The sequence below is a fragment of the Brenneria izadpanahii genome (assembly GCF_017569925.1).
Taxonomy (GTDB): Bacteria; Pseudomonadota; Gammaproteobacteria; order Enterobacterales; family Enterobacteriaceae; genus Brenneria; species Brenneria izadpanahii.
In genome coordinates, this window is the sequence record NZ_CP050854.1 from 2,934,986 (window position 1) to 2,952,015 (window position 17,030).

The following is a 17,030-nucleotide window of genomic DNA, read 5'->3' on the forward strand; positions in this document are numbered from 1 at the left end:
CCATGCATGACAATAGCTATTAATTTGTTTACTGCCATAAGGTGAAGCCTGAGGGTTATCAGGTTCGAAGGCCTCCCAAAAAGTATCTGTTCCTGCTTTTATCATTCCCCCCAATAATTTTCGACCAATTTTTTTGCTTCTGTTATTAATCCACTCTGTACCAAAGCATCAACCATATGATGATATAAATAAGGCGTCAACGGCCGAATTGCCTCAGCGTTTATCATTACTTTTTGTAAAGAGATTGCGGCCTCTTTCTGTGGCAGCACATTAGCTAATGCCATCCATATTTGTGATGCCCATGATATTTGCCGGTTTTTTCCACTGACAAATAACTGCAATGCCGGATCGTAAAATATTTCTCTGGCCGCGGCAGTCATTTGCGCTATTTTTTCAACGACGGCATCCATATTTTCTTTGGGAAGAATGACCTTTCCTAATTCAATCAAGCGCCGGCAACTATAAATCAGCAACCCTTGCATTGCGGCCTGTTTATCCATCCCCTGTGTTGCCGCCTCCTGATCTTTTCCGGTATTCCAGTCAATAAAAACATAATCTTTATCCGGTATAATGAAGAGACCTTCCTGATTAACGTGTTGCAAAAGCAGTTCAATCTGCTTTTTAGCTATCGGCCACAGTTCAACAACGGTGGCTTTATCCTGACTGGCGCGGAAGTAATCCAGCAGGATGCCGCCAAACAGAGCGGAATAATCGAGCAATACCACTTCACCAATTCTGGGGGTGGGTTTTTCATAAACGCACGCGGTGACATAGCCATCATCACGCTGCAAGCCAGCGAATAGATAAAGGCAACGGCGCACCAAATCCGTATTATTGAAACTGACATAGTTGGTCAATGCCTGCAGACGCAGATCTCCCAGCCATAGCCGCCGGTCTCGTTTCGGGCCATCTTCAAAGACGGTCTGCATACACTCATGTAATGTCCTAATGCCGGCTTTATCGATATCCCGCCACAAAGGGCTGTCATACTGCGCCGGAAGGTGCTTATCCTCGCCGGCCGATGACACCGCCTGAACCTGAATCGCATCGAATGTGACGTTGAAATTGGATGAAGTTGCAATCACATCGATTTTCACATAGCGAAAAGATTGCCGCCGGGCGATCCTCACCGGTGCCGGAAGAAAATCGACATTGATAATTTCTTCCGGCAGCCAGGCCGCGCTAATCCAGCCGTTATAAGGATAAAGGGATTCCGCGACATCCGTGACCACTTCGCCAAAGGTCAGGCGTAAACGTGCCGGTGAATCGCAGGAAACCCCTTTCCAGCCTAACAAAAACGTCAAGAATCCCGTGTAATGATCGCCGAAATCGACAATCACGCTATCGCCCGTTTTAAAAGTACGCTGCGCCAACTCCGCCATGCCGGCGGTTTTCTCCATGACATACCCCAGCATGCGGCTTTTATCCACTCTGGGCTCCACCGCCGTCAACGCCGGATAGGCAACCTCCTGCAGCGTTGGCGTCAAAGCATCAGCCTGTTGCAGATAGCGCTGCGCCGGCATCGTAGCCGCGGCATCGGTTCCCATCCGTATCGGAGAACCGGATTTGGCCTGTGCGTTCTGCACCGGCCATGCTTTGATGCATGAGGCAACCACGGCAGCTTTTATCAGTAGTTCTCGTCTATTCATGTTCATATCCGCTCAACTGCGATAAAACCCTAAACCGTCGGCGACGCGGTAAGCGTTCGGGCCTGCCGGCGATTTAGGGGACGTTAAGCCTATTTCAGCGCTTCGCCATTGCTGTTAATCACATCGCGATACCAGTAAAAACTTTTCTTCCGCTTACGCTCCAGCGTGCCGTTGCCCTCGTCGTCGCGGTCTACGTAAATAAAGCCGTAACGTTTGGAAAGCTGTGCCGTCGAGGCGCTGACCAGATCGATTGGCCCCCAGCTGGTGTAGCCCAACACTTCGACGCCATCTTCCAACGCCTCGCCGACCTGAACCAGGTGATCGTTCAGATACTGAATACGGTAGTCATCGTTGATGCTGCCGTCGCTTTCAACCTGATCTTTAGCGCCCAGCCCATTTTCCACAATAAACAGCGGCTTCTGATAACGGTCATACAGCACGTTCAGCAGGTAGCGTAACCCCACCGGATCAATCTGCCAGCCCCATTCGGAACTTTGCAGATGCGGATTGGGGATGATATTCAGAATATTGCCGCGCGCTTTCTCCATCTCCGCCTCATCGGCGCTGGCGCAGCCGCTCATGTAATAGCTGAACGAGATGAAGTCGACGGTTTCTTTCAGCGCCTGGCGATCCGCATCGGTGATATCAAGGCTGATGCCATTCTCCTTAAAGAAGCGGGTGGTATAGGAGGGGTAAGCCCCGCGCGCCTGCACGTCGCCGAAGAACTGCCAGTCTCGGTTCTGTATCAGGCTCTTCATCACATCATCCGGTTTGCAGGTCAGAGGATAGAGGATACCGCCCAGCAGCATGTTGCCGATTTTGGCATCGGGGATGATCTCATGGCAGGCTTTCACCGCCTTGGCGCTGGCCACCAGTTGGTGGTGAATGGCCTGATAGATCTGTTGCAGCGAGCTGCCTCCCGGCAGGCCGACGCCGGTGAACGGCTCATGCAGCGAAATATTAATCTCGTTAAACGTCAGCCAGTACTTCACTTTATTGCGATAGCGTTGGAACACCGTGCGCGCATAGCGTTCAAAGCATTCGATGGTTTTGCGATTGCCCCAGCCGCCATGATTTTTCACCAGCCCATACGGCATTTCGTAATGCGACAGCGTCACTAAAGGTTGGATATTATATTTGGCCATTTCGTCAAACAGACGATCGTAGAATGCCAGTCCGGCTTCGTTTGGCGTCTCTTCATCGCCCTGTGGAAAAATGCGCGTCCAGGCGATCGAGGTGCGTAAACACTTAAAGCCCATTTCGGCAAACAGCGCGATATCTTCCGGATAGCGGTGATAAAAATCGATCGCCACATCCTTGATGCCGCTATCGCCGGGCGTACGTTCTACAGGCGGAGTCAAAATGCCATGCGGCTGCAAATCAGAGGTAGACAACCCCTTGCCTTCGCTCAGATAGGCGCCTTCCACTTGATTGGCGGCGACAGCGCCGCCCCATAAAAAGTTGTCAGGAAAACGGTGGCTCATCTTTAATCTCCTTCCCAATTCGGGTGCTAAATGTTTGTCAATCAAATAACCAGCGTTAACAAGGGCGACTGTTCCGAAACGGAATCCCCCGCCACAGGCAACACATCGATGTAAGCGTCGCTATTGGTAATAATGACCGGCGTGATCGTGTCGTATCCCGCGGCTTCAATAGCCTGATAATCAAACTCCACCAGGAGATCGCCCTGCTTCACCACATCGCCGGTTTTAACGTGGGCAGTAAAATACTGTCCGTTCAGTTTTACGGTATCAATTCCGACGTGAATCAATATTTCGGCGCCCTCATCAGACTCCAGGCCAATCGCATGATTGGTTTTGAACAGCGATGCGACCGTCCCGTTGACCGGCGAAACCACGCGTCCGCTCCGCGGTTTGATGGCGATGCCTTTTCCCATCAAGCCGCTGGCGAAAGTCTGATCGCTGACCTGCTCCAGCGGATGAGTTTCTCCCTCGATTGGGCTGCTGATGGATTGCTGACGTACCGGCGCGGCGCCTTTCTGTACGGTCTCGGCCGGCTGAGTCTCCGCTACGGGTTCTTTCTTTATCCCGAACAAGTAGCTGGCCAACGCAGAGAACGCAAAGGCGATGACCGTGCCGATGATTCCCCCCCATACGCTGATGTCCATGCCGGTCGGCGGGATGATTTGCGTAAAGGCGAAAATACTGGGCAAGCCGAAAGAGTACTGTGTCGTGCCGAAATAGCCGGCAATCGCGCTGCCGATCGCCCCGCCGATACAGCCGAAGATAAACGGACGACGCAAAGGAAGGTTGACGCCGTAGATAGCCGGTTCGGTAATGCCGAAGATCCCCGCCGGAAACGCCGACCCCGCAATGCCTTTCAACTTCGCGTCTTTGGTGCGCAGGGAGACGCCCAGCGCCGCGCCGGCCTGCGCCAATACCGCCGGCGTCAATACGGCGATCAGCGTGTCATGCCCCAATGCGCTCAGGTTGTTGATCATCAGCGGCACGAATCCCCAGTGCAGACCGAACATGACGAATATCTGCCATAGACCGCCCATAAAGCCGCCGGCAATGGTTTGATTCGCGCCATAGATCAACTGATAGCCATGCGCCAACTGATAGCTGAGCCAGGTGGTCACCGGACCGATGGCTAAAAACGTCAGCGGTACGGTAATCAGCAAGCACAGAGCCGGCGTAAGGAAGTTACGGATATTGGCGTGCAGGAAAGCGTTCAGCGGTTTTTCCAGTTTGCAGGAAACCCATGCGGCAAAAATAATCGGAATAACCGATGAGGAATAATTGATAAACGTGATGGGAATGCCGAGAAAGTGTAATGGCTGATAACCCGCCGCCGACATGGCATTAAATTCGGCAATCATCGTCGGGTGCACCAACGCGCCGCCAATCGCCATGGAGACAAAAGCATTGCCGCCAAATTTTTTACCGGCGGTATAACCAAGAATAATCGGGAAAAAATAGAATAATGCATCGCTGGCGGAAAATAAAAGTTTATAAGTTCCGCTGCTCTCCACCAGCCAACCGCAGGCCAGGCTTAATGCTAAAAAACCTTTTAATATACCGGAGGCGGCCATTACGCCCATTAATGGGGTAAAAATACCGGCAATGATATCAATAAAGCGGGATAATATATTTTCCTTATTACTATTTTCCTGATTTTCAGCGTTAGCGCCCGATGATTCACTGATACCAGACACTTCTAGCAAATCCTGATATACTTCGCCGACATGATTACCTACGACGACCTGAAACTGGCCGCCGCTTTCAAGCACCATGATAATTCCAGGATTATTTTTAAGCGCAGAAATATTTGTTTTCTTGCTATCCTTTAATTTAAAACGAAGCCGCGTCGCGCAGTGTATTACACTATTTACATTATCGCGACCGCCAACACCTTCAAGTACCTCACTGGCTAATGTCTTGTATTTCATTGCCTATCCTTAATGCCCAGTAACCACATAGTAAAATCAATACGTTATGCACGCTCAACGCTATTTTTGAGACAAAAAAAAACCCAAACTGTTTTTCTTACTGCCGTGACGGCAGAAAACAAAAACGGTTTAGGTTTTGCCTGTATGACCGATATTTAGCCTTACAGTTACAATCCTGATTTTACGAATCATCTTCAATGCAAGAATCTTATTCTTTCCTCTAACATTCTTGCAAGCAACTTATCCTTTTTTATCACTATAATGTGATGAACAGCAAATTTCTCTCTTCTTTATTTTTACGCTTTATCCTGCGATTCGGTTCTTACCCGCTCAATATGAATCGTCAAAAACATCAGCTCTTCTTTCGTCAAGCAATAGCGATACTGTTGATCGATATACGCCTGTATTTTTTCAGCGCATTGATAGGCAAGTTGATATTTTTCCTTAACTACATCATGTAATGATTCATCATCACTAAATACCGTATTTTTTCCAATAAGCCGCTGCGCAAAAAACTTAAGATGGGTAACAAAACGATGATAGCTTAATGCTTGCTCATTATAATCCAGATTTAACTGGTATTTCACAATATTCAAAATCTCCTGCATGATCTTGGTAATGTGAATAACTTCCGGCATTTCACTGTCTAGCTGCGCATTAACTAAATGCAACGCAATAAAGCCGGCTTCGTCCTCCGGCAACCGAACGGATAAACGCTGTTCAATGATATCCAGCGCTTCCACGCCGACCAGAAATTCCTTCTGGTAAAGCCGCTTGATTTCCCATAACAGCACGTTACGGATATTAACCCCCTGCTTATGACGCTCAATCGCGAAGTGGCAGTGGTCGGTCAACGAGATGTAAATGCTGTTTTGCAGCTTCCCCGGCAAACGTTCTTTTGCCAATGAAATGATTTTGTCCGCGGTAGTGATCACCTCCAGCGGGATCTCCGACAGCAGCTCCCGCAGACGCGATGTCAGTTCCCCGCTTTTCAGCGAAAACACTTTTTCAATCAGCGATTCGTCCAGGGAATCGCCAGTATGTTTTTTGAACCCCAGCCCGCGCCCCATCACAACCGACTCATTATTATTCTCGTCGATAACCGTCACGACGTTGTTGTTGAGTATCTTGGCAATTTTCATCGTTCATACCTTGAAAACAAAAAAACCAGACTCCCGCTGTAAAGCGGGAGTCTGGTTTTGCCTGCTAACGCAGTAACAATCCTTATGCCGGATAAATTATCACTTATCATATTCTTCTCAACATCTACTGGATAGAAACGTGATGCGGATCGATAGAACACACTTTATTTACAAATTCTTTTCTTTTCCATAAGAGAAAGTGACAATGATCACAATGTCTTCTGCCATCCCGTGATTTTGGTCATCGCGGACATGGTGCTTTTTGGTGCTGTTGCGCAACAAATCTTGGTAAAAACGACAAATCGTTACTTTTTTTGCGTAAACAGGCTAAAAAATGCGCCCCGAAGCCTTTAGCCACCTTGTTTATCACCGGTGAATAACTATAATACGGAACGTTGTTTCAATTGAATGGTTTCAGCTAATTAACGTGCCACTATTATTAAAACCGTTATCCAAGGCATCGCTTATCGTTATCTCGTTGATAAAACGTGATAATATTTTATGCAGATCATCATCTATACTTATCTCGTGCAACCTGCATCCAAATGAATTCTTCCCGAGGGCCCAACTCTCGCAGCCTTCGGTTCAATCGTTTTTTATCCATCACAACTTGTAGAAGCTATCGTATGAAAAAGACAAAAATTGTTTGTACTATCGGGCCAAAAACAGAATCAGAAGAAATGCTGAGCAATATGCTTGATGCCGGCATGAACGTTATGCGCCTGAACTTCTCGCATGGGGATTACGCCGAACATGGTCAACGCATCAAGAACCTGCGCGCCGTGTTGGCAAAAAGCGGTAAAAAAGCAGCCATTCTGCTGGATACCAAAGGCCCGGAAATTCGCACCATGAAGCTGGAAAACGGTTCTGACGTTTCCCTGACCGCGGGTCAAACATTCACATTCACCACCGACCAAAGCGTTATCGGCAACAAAGAACGTGTTGCGGTTACCTATGCGGGCTTCGCTGAAGACCTGAGCGTCGGCAATACCGTGCTGGTCGACGATGGATTGATCGGCATGGAAGTAACGGCGATCAATGGCAATGAAGTGGTTTGCAAAGTATTAAACAACGGCGATCTGGGCGAAAACAAAGGCGTCAACCTGCCTGGCGTGTCCATTCAACTGCCGGCGCTGGCGGAAAAAGATAAGAGCGACCTGATTTTTGGTTGCGAACAAGGCGTTGATTTCGTCGCCGCGTCCTTTATTCGTAAGCGCTCTGACGTTGAAGAAATTCGCGAACACCTGAAACAACACGGCGGCGAACATATTCAGATCATTTCTAAAATCGAAAACCAGGAAGGTCTGAACAACTTCGACGAAATCCTGGATGCGTCTGACGGCATTATGGTTGCGCGCGGCGACCTGGGCGTTGAAATCCCGGTTGAAGAAGTCATTTTCGCGCAGAAGATGATGATTGAAAAATGTAATCAGGCTCGCAAAGTCGTCATCACCGCGACCCAAATGCTGGATTCCATGATCAAAAACCCGCGTCCTACCCGCGCCGAAGCGGGCGACGTCGCCAACGCCATTATCGATGGCACCGATGCGGTCATGCTGTCTGGCGAAAGCGCCAAAGGGAAATATCCTCTGGAAGCGGTGAGAATCATGGCGACCATCTGCCAGCGCACCGACACCGTAATGAAGTCCCGCCTGGATACCATCAAAACCGTTGGCAAACTGCGTATCACCGAAGCCGTGTGCCGCGGCGCCGTTGAAACGGCGGAAAAACTGGATGCGCCTTTGATCGTAGTTGCGACCAGCGGCGGCAAGTCCGCTAAATCCATCCGCAAATACTTCCCGACCGCGCGCATCCTGGCGCTGACCACCAATGAAGTGACCGCCCGCCAGCTTCTGCTGTGCAAAGGCGTCGATACGCTGCTGGTAAAAGAAATCGCCTCTACCGATGATTTCTATCGTATCGGCAAAGAAGCAGCATTAAACAGCGGCCACGCTAAGGCCGGCGATGTTGTGGTTATGGTTTCCGGCGCGCTGGTTCCAAGCGGCACCACCAATACCGCATCCGTACACCGCCTCTAAAATTTTTACTCTTCCACATTATTAAAAAAGCGCCCTTCAGGGCGCTTTTTTATATTCGGCCGTTATCATAGCTAATATTAATATGCTTATTAACACATGCTTTTAATAAGCAAAAGCTAAGACTTTTCTGATGGAAATAGCGCTGTTTTTTTTGCTTTTTTCATTATTAGGTAAAACCCGCTGCTTCTTTGAGCTAACGATCAAAATTAAGCATGTTCTCATCAAAAATTTATTCTCATTAGAAAAAAGTTTGTGTAATACTTGTCACGCTACATGGAGATTAACTCAATCTAGAGGGTATTAATAATGAATCGTACTAAACTGGTACTGGGCGCGGTAATCCTGGGTTCTACTCTGCTGGCCGGTTGTTCTAGCAACGCTAAAATCGATCAACTGTCTTCTGACGTTCAGACTCTGAACGCTAAAGTTGATCAACTGAGCAACGACGTGAACGCAATCCGCTCTGACGTACAGGCTGCTAAAGACGACGCAGCTCGTGCTAACCAGCGTCTGGACAACCAAGTTCGCACTTACAAAAAGTAATCGAACTGGTTAAGTAATGAAAATGGCGCACCTTGTGCGCCATTTTTTTTATCTTCAGTTTTGCTTTCCATCCGTTCGTCCGAGTACGTCAATCCCTTACCTTTAGGGTCTGAACCCGGCGAACGCTTCCGCCGGGTTTCTCCATATCACTCAGATGCGCCGCCAATAGCAGTAATAGGCGCGGCCGCCTGCGTCTCAGAGCCCTCAGGAACCGCCTGTAACGCCTCCTGGTAAGTATTAATGTCCTGGCCTACGTTGACCAATACCGGCATGCCTGAACGGCGTACAATGGCGTCTGCTACGGTTTTGGCATCCGTATCCGCATCATCGATAAATTTCTTCGTCTTGTTATTGATGTTGATCGGCATGGTCTGCGGGTCGTCCTGATCCGTTTGGGACAATGGCTGATGAACCTCTACATAGCGTTTGCCATCGGGTTCAACCGAGGTTTTGATCGCATCATTGATGATTTGCACACGCGTGCCGACCGGCACGGAATTAAACAGCGCTTCGATATCGTCGGGCCGCAGCCGGATACAGCCGGAGCTGACGCGCATACCGATGCCAAAATTCGCATTGGTGCCGTGAATCAGGTACACGCCGCCATGCGCCGCCAGACGCAGCGCGAAAAGCCCCATCGGATTATCAGGCCCGGCAGGCACCACCGCCGGCAACACGATGCCCTGCTCTTCCAGATAGTGTTTTCGGATATTCGCCGTCGGCGTCCAGGTCGGGTTCGCCCGCTTCTCGGCGACGGTGGTAGTCATTAATGGCGTTTTACGCCCCAGTTGGCCAATGCCGATAGGATACACGATGACGGTATTCTTACCTTTCGGATAGTAATACAGCCGCAGTTCCGCAAGGTTAACCACAATGCCTTCGCGCGGCGTATCCGGCAGCAGCATTTGCGCAGGAATGGTTAATGTTGAACCGGCCGTTGGCAGATAGGGATCGGTGCCTGGGTTAGCTTCCAACATCCCGAGCAGGCCAATTTTAAAATCAGCGGCGATGGCTTCCAACGGACGGCCATCATTGGGGACGGTATAAGCGATGTTCTCGCCGATAAGACGGCTGTTTGGCGGCGGCAGCGGGTATTCCGTCGCACTGGCCGCGCCGCAGCCCGCCAGATACGTTGCGAATACCATACCAAGTAACGTTAACGCGCGTTTCATACTAATTTCCCCACGTCACTGGTCTATGTCGGTTTAAAAAACGATGACTGGTTCTCTTTTTATCAACCAGTATCATGTTCCTGCTATATTAGCATTGTTGTAACAAAATGATATTTTACTTAAAAATCAAATCATTGATATTCAATTCTTTACAAAAGCCAGTGTCAGAATAAAATCCGCCCCCAAATAAATCTACGGGACTAATTCTGAAATATCAGAATGTTAATTTGTATATACCTATCTTTATTATGGTTTAAATAAAAAGCGAATAGTTATTAAACGTGCGTAAATATAAACGCTCGCCGGGAGGGATTTAAACGCCGCTTGCAATGACCGGAGCGCGCCATAAAAAAACACCGGGTTTTCGACCCGGTGTTTTTCTACAATCAACTCAGTTTAGGATAGCTGCGCCGCCTTGGCGCGGATGGCCCGCAGCATCGCTTCCAGTCCCTGTGAGCGGGATGGCGTCAGATGCTGGCTCAATGCCAATTCCTGAAAGAAAGGACGCACATCCAGTTCAACGATCTCCTGCGCGGTCAATCCCTGATAGAGACTGAACACCACGGCGATCAGCCCTTTTACAATGGCTGCGTCGCTGTCGCCATGCAAAGCAACCAATCCCCGATCGTCGCGCTGCATCACAATCCATACCTGACTCTGACAGCCTGCAATCAAATTTTCGGCCCGCCGCCAGGCGTCGGGCAACGGGTCCAGACGGGCACCCAACTCAATGATGTAAAGGTATTTTTCTTCCCAATTATGACAGCGCGAAAAATTACGTACTAATTTCTGCGGATCCGGCAGACTTGCCATTTTTTCCTCCCCAGGCAACAAAAATAACGCTTAGTTGCCCAGTAATCGATGGACACGTTGCAACCCGGCTACCAGCCGGTCAATTTCTTCGCGTGTAGTATAAACGGCCAGCGAGGCGCGGCACATACTGGAAACACGATAGTGTTCCATTAGCGGCATCGCGCAATGGTGGCCGGTGCGAATTGCAATTCCATACTGATCGAGGAAACTGCCGACATCATAGGCATGATGCTTGCCAAGATTAAAGGCGATGACGCCATGCCGCTCCGCGGGGCCGTACAGCGTCAAATCGGGAACCTGCGCCAGCGCTTCCAGCGCGTAGCCCATCAGCGACGTTTCATAACGCTGGATCGCTTCACGTCCCAGTTCGCTAACATAGCTCAGCGCCGCGCCCAGCCCCATGATCCCGGCGGTATTCGGCGAACCGGCCTCAAAGCGCCACGGCGCATCGGCGTAGGTTGTGCCGTTCAGAAGACTCACTTCGCGGATCATCGCCCCGCCGCCTTCCCACGGCGGCATCGCCTGTAACAGCGCGCTTTTGCCATACAGTACGCCAATCCCGGAGGGACCGTAAATCTTGTGGCCGGAAAAGACATAAAAGTCACAGTCCAGCGCCTGCACGTCAACCGGCTGATGCATGATCGCCTGAGCGCCGTCCACCAGAACGACGGCGCCCGCCGCCTTCGCCTGCGCGATAATCTCTTTAACCGGGTTCAGCGTGCCCAATACGTTTGAAATCTGGGTTACCGCCAACAGCCGGGTACGCGCGTCCAGCAAGGCCGGAAGTTTGCTCAACTCCAGCGTGCCGTCCGGCGTCAAAGGCAACACGCGGATTTCAATGCCCCGTTCTTTCGCCAGCATCTGCCAGGGAACGATATTGGCATGATGCTCCATCTCGGTAATGACGATATTATCGCCGGGCTCAAGGAAAGTCCGTCCATAGCTATTGGCGACCAGATTGATGGCTTCCGTCGAGCCGCGCACAAACACGATCTCTTCCGCCGACGCGGCGTTAATGAAAGCGGCGACCTGTTCGCGCACCGCTTCCATCGCGCTGGTGGCCCGCGCGCTCAGCGTATGAATACCGCGGTGTACCGCCGCATACTCATGTTGATAAAAAGCCAGTTCGCGATCGATCACCGCCTGCGGTTTCTGTGCGCTGGCGGCGCTGTCCAGATAAGCCAGCGGCTGACCATTCACTTCCGTTGACAACAGCGGAAAATCAGCCCGAACCCGTTCGATTGGATAACTCATAGTTCTGCCTTCAATAAATCCGTCTGTGCGTTCGGCAAACGTTGCGCGATACGTTTTAATATCACGTCTCTTAATGATTCATCGGCGATGGCTTCCGTCAACTCTGCGGCGAAAGCAAAGATGATCATCTGCTGCGCATCTTGCTGGCTGATGCCGCGCGACCGCAGATAGAACAGTTGCTCTTCGTCGATGCGGCCGATAGTGGCGCCATGACTACACTTCACATCGTCGGCGTAAATTTCCAACTGCGGCTTGGTATCGACTTCGGCCAGCCGTCCTAACAGCAGGTTGTTGTTGGTCATCTGGCCATCGGTTTTCAGCGCGTCGGGAGCCACTTTTATCATGCCGTTAAACACGGCTTTGGCCCTATCGTTAACGATGGTTTTATGCAGCTGACGGCTTTCGCCGTACCCCTGGTTGTGTTCCAGATAGGTTCGGGTATCGCAGACCTCGCTGCCGATCGGCATAATAAGGCTGTTCATCGCCAGGTTGGTGCCTTCGCCATTAAGCTGAGCGCTGGTGTTATGCCGGGTCAATCCCGCCCCCAGCAAAAAGCTCTGGCTGCGAACCAGCGCGTCACGCGCCAGCGCCAGGTCATTATGAGAGAAGTGATAACTGGCCGCCGCTTCAAACGCCAGTTTCATATGGCTGACCTGGCTGTTTTCCTCTGCGTTAATCGTCAACCGCGCGCCGGTGAAATGCGCCTGTTCATCCAGGCTGACGTAATGTTCGATAATCTGCGCGCTGGCGCCGCGCCCAACGTTCAGATGGTGGCGGTAATGTACGGTATTCAGAGACGACGCCTGAGCCTGGCCGCTGCTGATGTGCAGCAGATACAGCGGTTTTTCCGCCTGCCGGCCGGCGGCCAGACGTATCAGCGTGCGTTCGACGGCCAGGCTTTCAGTCAGATGCAAAAACACCTCAGGCTGGATTGCCGCGGGAAAGTCATCGTGGCCGTCGCGTATCGCGTTGACCTCAACCTGATACGGCCCCCACTCGGCGTCGCTGAGTTCCGCGCTAAATTCGCCGTCAACAAACACCAGACGCCAAGCGTCAACCGGCAGCGCCAGCTTATTCAAGGTTGTTTTATCGACCTGCGCCCTGGCGGCGACGAACTCATGCGAAAGCAAACCATCCAGCGGGGTATATTTCCAGTGCTCGTGTTTGCGGTGCGGCAGCCCCAATCGCAACACTTCCCGCCAGTGCTGATGGGCGTCCGCCGAACGCTTGGCGCTATAGGTTTCAAACAGGTTATGCCACTGTTGCAAGGCTTTTCCCTGTTTCCGCTCAACGCTGATTTTAGCGGCGGTTGCTTTATTGTTGGTCGGTAAGCCAGCCATAGCCTTGCTCCTCCAACTGTTTCACCAGTGAGAAGTCACCGGATTTAACGATGCGTCCCTGATACAGGACGTGAACGTAATCTGGCTTGATATAATCCAGAATGCGCTGGTAGTGCGTCACGATGATAAACGAGCGATTCTGATCGCGCAGCGAGTTAACGCCATTGGCAACAATCTTCAGCGCATCAATATCCAGACCGGAATCGGTTTCATCCAGAATGCATAAATCCGGCTCAAGCGCCGCCATTTGCAGAATATCGTTACGTTTTTTCTCCCCGCCGGAAAAGCCGACGTTCACCGAGCGCGTCAACAAATCCGCCGGCATACTCAACAGCTTGATTTTATCTTCGATAAAGTCGGCGAAGTCAAAACGGTCCAGCGGTTCCTGCTGGCGGTATTTGCGCACGGCGTTGACCGCGGTTTGCAGGAAGAACTGGTTGCTGACGCCGGGGATCTCCACCGGGTACTGGAACGCCATGAAGATGCCTTCTCCCGCGCGGTCTTCCGGATCCAACTCCAGCAAATCCTTGCCCTTAAAACTCACCGAACCGTCGGTGACTTCATATTCTTCACGTCCGGCCAGCGTGGCGGAGAGCGTACTTTTCCCCGAGCCGTTCGGCCCCATGATGGCATGCACTTCACCTGGTTTAACCGTCAGGTTAAGTCCTTTAATGATCTCTTTGCCTTCTACGCTGACTTTCAAATTTTCAATACTTAACATGCTCTATCCTTCAGGCGTCTTGCACCTTGTGACGCTCATCATTTTCGTGACCGATTAAAAACCATCGGCAACCGGCGAATTAACCCACACTATGTTCCAGGCTAATCGCCAGTAACTTTTGCGCCTCTACCGCGAACTCCAGCGGTAGCTCAGAGAACACATCCTTACAGAATCCGTTGACAATCATCGAAATCGCGTCATCTTCGCTGATGCCGCGCTGTAAGCAGTAAAACAGCTGATCCTCGCCAATCTTCGACGTGGTCGCCTCATGCTCCAACTGGGCGGTATTGTTGCGAGCCTCCACATACGGGAAAGTATGCGCGCCGCAATTGCTGCCAATCAGCATGGAATCGCACTGGGTGAAATTACGGGCGTTGGTGGCGCTCGGCATAATTTTCACCAGTCCGCGATAGGTATTTTCGCTGTGTCCGGCGGAAATCCCCTTGGAGATGATGGTCGAACGGGTGTTCTTACCAATATGGATCATCTTGGTTCCGGTATCCGCCTGTTGATGACCGTTGGTCAGCGCGACAGAGAAAAACTCGCCGACAGAGTTGTCGCCGCGCAGGATCACGCTGGGGTACTTCCAGGTGATGGCCGAACCGGTTTCCGACTGCGTCCATGACATTTTCGAATTCTCACCGGCGCACAGCGCCCGCTTAGTCACGAAGTTCAGGATCCCGCCTTCCGACTCTTTGCCGGCAAACCAGTTCTGCACGGTGGAGTATTTCACTTCGGCGTTTTTATTGACGATCACCTCCACCACCGCGGCGTGCAGCTGATAGCTGTCGCGCACCGGGGCCGAGCACCCTTCGATATAGCTGACGTAGCTGTCGTCGTCGGCAATCAGAATAGTGCGCTCAAACTGTCCGGTTTTCGCCGCGTTAATGCGGAAATAGGTCGACAGCTCCATCGGGCAGCGCACGCCTTTCGGGACATAAACAAAGGTGCCGTCGGAGGCGACCGCCGCGTTCAATGCCGCAAAAAAGTTGTCGTTCGAAGGCACCACAGTCCCGAGATACTGCCGGACCAAATCAGGATGCTCCTGAATCGCCTCGCTGAACGAACAGAAAATAATGCCCTGTTCGGCCAACTCATGGCGGTAGGTGGTCGCCACGGAAACGGAGTCGAAAATCGCATCCACCGCCACCGATTGGCCTTCACGCACCGGTACGCCAAGCTGATTAAACGCGTTTTCCACTTCGCTGGTCAGGTAATTATTCACCTCGGCGATGCCCGACTGCTGGGTCGCGCCCGGCTGGGAACCGCAGCTATCGTCACACTGCCCGCAGGATGGGGCGGAGTAATAGCTATAGTCCTGGTAGTCGAGATGCTCATACTTGGCCTTCAGCCAGTGAGGCTCTTCCATTTCCAGCCATGCCCGATAGGCGTTAAGCCGGAATTCCAGCATCCATTCGGGTTCGTTGCGTTTCGCTGAAATCGCCCGGACAACCTCTTCGTTGATGCCCCGCGCCAGCTCATCCGTCGCCAATTCAGTGAAGAAGCCTTCTTTATAGCTCACATCACCCATCCAGATCTGAACATCATCAGGTACTTCTACTGTGCTACGTGCCATAATTTTTCATCACTTAAATGCCAAAGCTCTCGCCACATCCACAGGCATGCTGAGCTTTGGGATTATTAAATTTGAACACCTGATTCAGCCCTTCACGGACAAAATCGAGCTCGGTGCCATCAATGAAAGGCATCGCCTTTAACGGTACATAAAGGTTTGCGCCATCGCGTTCGAACAACAGGTCATCCGGCGAGCTCTCTCGCACCAGATCCAATACATAGCCGAATCCGGCGCAGCCGGACTGCTTCACACTAAGTCGTAAACCTTTAACTGCGGCATCCTGCTGCATTAAATTTTTGATTTGTTTTGCTGCGCTGTCCGTTAGCGTCAGACCTTGCCAGATGTTTTCATCTAGTGAAAAGGTCCCTACATTTTCCGTCTGCATACGGTATACCTCATTACGTGTGGTACCAGTTTTAGGCTGGTTTCCCCTAATGTTAGTGATAATGTGCCTGGCTTCAACCACTTGCTTCGCATGGCTATTCTTAACATTTCATTATTGGCGGCGGCTATTGACCCCGCCCGCCGTCTGCCCGTTTCAAAAACAGGAATGAAATTAAAATATAACCAATTGATAAATAAAATAAAAAATCATTTACCGCCAGCTTTCTTCCGCATAAAAATTATCAACTCATTATCATTACTTTAACATACATCGAGAATACCTATTTATAAAACAGGGAAAGTAAATGAAGATTTAATCTCATCCATGACGATTTTTACTGCGTCTCATCCCTTCGCCGCGCTTACGGGCCGTCGCCGACGGGGAGGTGAAAACTTCTCCCGGAAATTTTTTGTCGGCAAAGCGCATTTTCCCCATTGATCCCGACTATTTTTATAAATATGATAATGATTATCATTAATGTTCAAGGTCGATACCCATGCTTTCCGTGAATGCCTGGCTGCAACATCAGATTGACGAATATAAATTTCAAATCCGGGATGCCACAGTAGATTTCTATATGGCGGAGGCTCGCCTAAATCGTCCAGAAAGCCATATCGACCATCTGAGGCGCTATTATAACGCTTGCATGGAAATGGTCGATTTATGTCTGAGAAACGGCGACGACGACAGTTATTTGCACGCGTTGATAAAACTGCACAATAGACTGATTAAAGAAATAAATAATGAGGAGCGCTGTCATCTTTTCCGGGTGCAGAGCTACTACTTTGCACGCAATACGCTCAAGTCCATCTGCCACCAGCTAAGCATGCAGGGGCTATGGGATAAAGCCACCGCATTCCAGACTGATTTCGTCAAACAGGTTCCTTTTCTGCCCTGACGCTTTGCCGCCAGCGCACGATGCGCCCATCCGAACAAAACAATTTAAGTATAGCAGGCTATAGCGGCAAAACTGACCAGGCAATA

At 50.7% G+C, this 17,030-nt stretch carries 14 protein-coding genes; 3 read left to right on the forward strand and 11 right to left on the reverse strand.

The annotated features are described in order from the left end of the window. Positions 1-101 precede the first annotated feature (101 nt). From HC231_RS13145 to licT, 4 genes are all read right to left on the reverse strand, one after another. Positions 102-1,649, reverse strand: a complete 1,548-nt coding sequence (locus HC231_RS13145) for an alpha-L-rhamnosidase-related protein (protein ID WP_208227083.1) — start codon at positions 1,647-1,649, stop codon at positions 102-104. A gap of 89 nt (positions 1,650-1,738) precedes the next feature. Further along, complete coding sequence (gene ascB / locus HC231_RS13150) at positions 1,739-3,133, reverse strand: 6-phospho-beta-glucosidase (protein WP_208227084.1); 1,395 nt, start codon at positions 3,131-3,133, stop codon at positions 1,739-1,741. A gap of 41 nt (positions 3,134-3,174) precedes the next feature. After that, positions 3,175-5,061 (reverse strand): PTS beta-glucoside transporter subunit IIABC, encoded by a 1,887-nt coding sequence (bglF, locus tag HC231_RS13155; protein ID WP_208227085.1) that lies wholly within the window; start codon positions 5,059-5,061, stop codon positions 3,175-3,177. 296 nt (positions 5,062-5,357) lie between these two features. After that, positions 5,358-6,203, reverse strand: a complete 846-nt coding sequence (licT, locus tag HC231_RS13160; protein ID WP_208227086.1) for a BglG family transcription antiterminator LicT — start codon at positions 6,201-6,203, stop codon at positions 5,358-5,360. A 626-nt stretch (positions 6,204-6,829) separates the two neighbouring features. Here licT and pykF point away from each other — a divergent pair. Both pykF and HC231_RS13170 read left to right on the forward strand, forming a co-directional pair. After that, the gene (pykF, locus tag HC231_RS13165; RefSeq protein WP_208227087.1) at positions 6,830-8,242 is read left to right on the forward strand and encodes a pyruvate kinase PykF; all 1,413 of its coding nucleotides are present in this window, start codon (positions 6,830-6,832) and stop codon (positions 8,240-8,242) included. 306 nt (positions 8,243-8,548) lie between these two features. Beyond that, on the forward strand, positions 8,549-8,785 hold the full coding sequence (locus HC231_RS13170; protein ID WP_005970385.1) for a major outer membrane lipoprotein: 237 nt from the start codon (positions 8,549-8,551) through the stop codon (positions 8,783-8,785). 146 nt (positions 8,786-8,931) lie between these two features. Here the strand turns inward: HC231_RS13170 and HC231_RS13175 are convergent, their stop codons facing one another. The 7 genes from HC231_RS13175 to sufA form a co-directional block, all read right to left on the reverse strand. Beyond that, the gene (locus tag HC231_RS13175) at positions 8,932-9,957 is read right to left on the reverse strand and encodes a L,D-transpeptidase family protein (protein WP_208227088.1); all 1,026 of its coding nucleotides are present in this window, start codon (positions 9,955-9,957) and stop codon (positions 8,932-8,934) included. Positions 9,958-10,353: 396 nt separating this feature from the next. After that, the gene (sufE, locus tag HC231_RS13180; RefSeq protein WP_208227089.1) at positions 10,354-10,770 is read right to left on the reverse strand and encodes a cysteine desulfuration protein SufE; all 417 of its coding nucleotides are present in this window, start codon (positions 10,768-10,770) and stop codon (positions 10,354-10,356) included. Between the two features lie 30 nt (positions 10,771-10,800). Beyond that, positions 10,801-12,024: a cysteine desulfurase SufS gene (sufS, locus tag HC231_RS13185; protein WP_208227090.1), complete on the reverse strand. Its 1,224-nt coding sequence runs from the start codon at positions 12,022-12,024 to the stop codon at positions 10,801-10,803. After that, positions 12,021-13,364, reverse strand: a complete 1,344-nt coding sequence (gene sufD / locus HC231_RS13190) for a Fe-S cluster assembly protein SufD (protein ID WP_208227091.1) — start codon at positions 13,362-13,364, stop codon at positions 12,021-12,023. The genes sufS and sufD overlap by 4 nt, the downstream gene beginning before the upstream one ends. Beyond that, a complete protein-coding gene (sufC, locus tag HC231_RS13195; protein WP_208227092.1) occupies positions 13,339-14,085 on the reverse strand; it encodes a Fe-S cluster assembly ATPase SufC in 747 nt (248 codons plus the stop codon). Before sufC ends, sufD begins: the two co-directional genes overlap by 26 nt. Before the next feature lie 79 nt (positions 14,086-14,164). Then, a complete protein-coding gene (gene sufB / locus HC231_RS13200; RefSeq protein ID WP_208227093.1) occupies positions 14,165-15,661 on the reverse strand; it encodes a Fe-S cluster assembly protein SufB in 1,497 nt (498 codons plus the stop codon). A gap of 13 nt (positions 15,662-15,674) precedes the next feature. After that, positions 15,675-16,046, reverse strand: coding sequence for a Fe-S cluster assembly scaffold SufA (gene sufA, locus HC231_RS13205; RefSeq protein ID WP_208227094.1), 372 nt, complete (start codon positions 16,044-16,046; stop codon positions 15,675-15,677). A 496-nt stretch (positions 16,047-16,542) separates the two neighbouring features. On the opposite strand from sufA, the gene HC231_RS13210 reads away from it, so the two are divergent. Continuing rightward, positions 16,543-16,944: a hypothetical protein gene (locus tag HC231_RS13210; protein WP_208227095.1), complete on the forward strand. Its 402-nt coding sequence runs from the start codon at positions 16,543-16,545 to the stop codon at positions 16,942-16,944. Positions 16,945-17,030: the final 86 nt, after the last annotated feature.

Excerpts from the sequence above, each read along its gene's own strand:
- HC231_RS13145 (WP_208227083.1), bottom strand. The coding sequence starts at position 1,649 with ATGAATAGACGAGAACTACTGATAAAAGCTGCCGTGGTTGCCTCATGC.
- ascB (WP_208227084.1), bottom strand. The coding sequence starts at position 3,133 with ATGAGCCACCGTTTTCCTGACAACTTTTTATGGGGCGGCGCTGTCGCC.
- bglF (WP_208227085.1), bottom strand. The coding sequence starts at position 5,061 with ATGAAATACAAGACATTAGCCAGTGAGGTACTTGAAGGTGTTGGCGGT.
- licT (WP_208227086.1), bottom strand. The coding sequence starts at position 6,203 with ATGAAAATTGCCAAGATACTCAACAACAACGTCGTGACGGTTATCGAC.
- pykF (WP_208227087.1), top strand. The coding sequence starts at position 6,830 with ATGAAAAAGACAAAAATTGTTTGTACTATCGGGCCAAAAACAGAATCA.
- HC231_RS13170 (WP_005970385.1), top strand. The coding sequence starts at position 8,549 with ATGAATCGTACTAAACTGGTACTGGGCGCGGTAATCCTGGGTTCTACT.
- HC231_RS13175 (WP_208227088.1), bottom strand. The coding sequence starts at position 9,957 with ATGAAACGCGCGTTAACGTTACTTGGTATGGTATTCGCAACGTATCTG.
- sufE (WP_208227089.1), bottom strand. The coding sequence starts at position 10,770 with ATGGCAAGTCTGCCGGATCCGCAGAAATTAGTACGTAATTTTTCGCGC.
- sufS (WP_208227090.1), bottom strand. The coding sequence starts at position 12,024 with ATGAGTTATCCAATCGAACGGGTTCGGGCTGATTTTCCGCTGTTGTCA.
- sufD (WP_208227091.1), bottom strand. The coding sequence starts at position 13,364 with ATGGCTGGCTTACCGACCAACAATAAAGCAACCGCCGCTAAAATCAGC.
- sufC (WP_208227092.1), bottom strand. The coding sequence starts at position 14,085 with ATGTTAAGTATTGAAAATTTGAAAGTCAGCGTAGAAGGCAAAGAGATC.
- sufB (WP_208227093.1), bottom strand. The coding sequence starts at position 15,661 with ATGGCACGTAGCACAGTAGAAGTACCTGATGATGTTCAGATCTGGATG.
- sufA (WP_208227094.1), bottom strand. The coding sequence starts at position 16,046 with ATGCAGACGGAAAATGTAGGGACCTTTTCACTAGATGAAAACATCTGG.
- HC231_RS13210 (WP_208227095.1), top strand. The coding sequence starts at position 16,543 with ATGCTTTCCGTGAATGCCTGGCTGCAACATCAGATTGACGAATATAAA.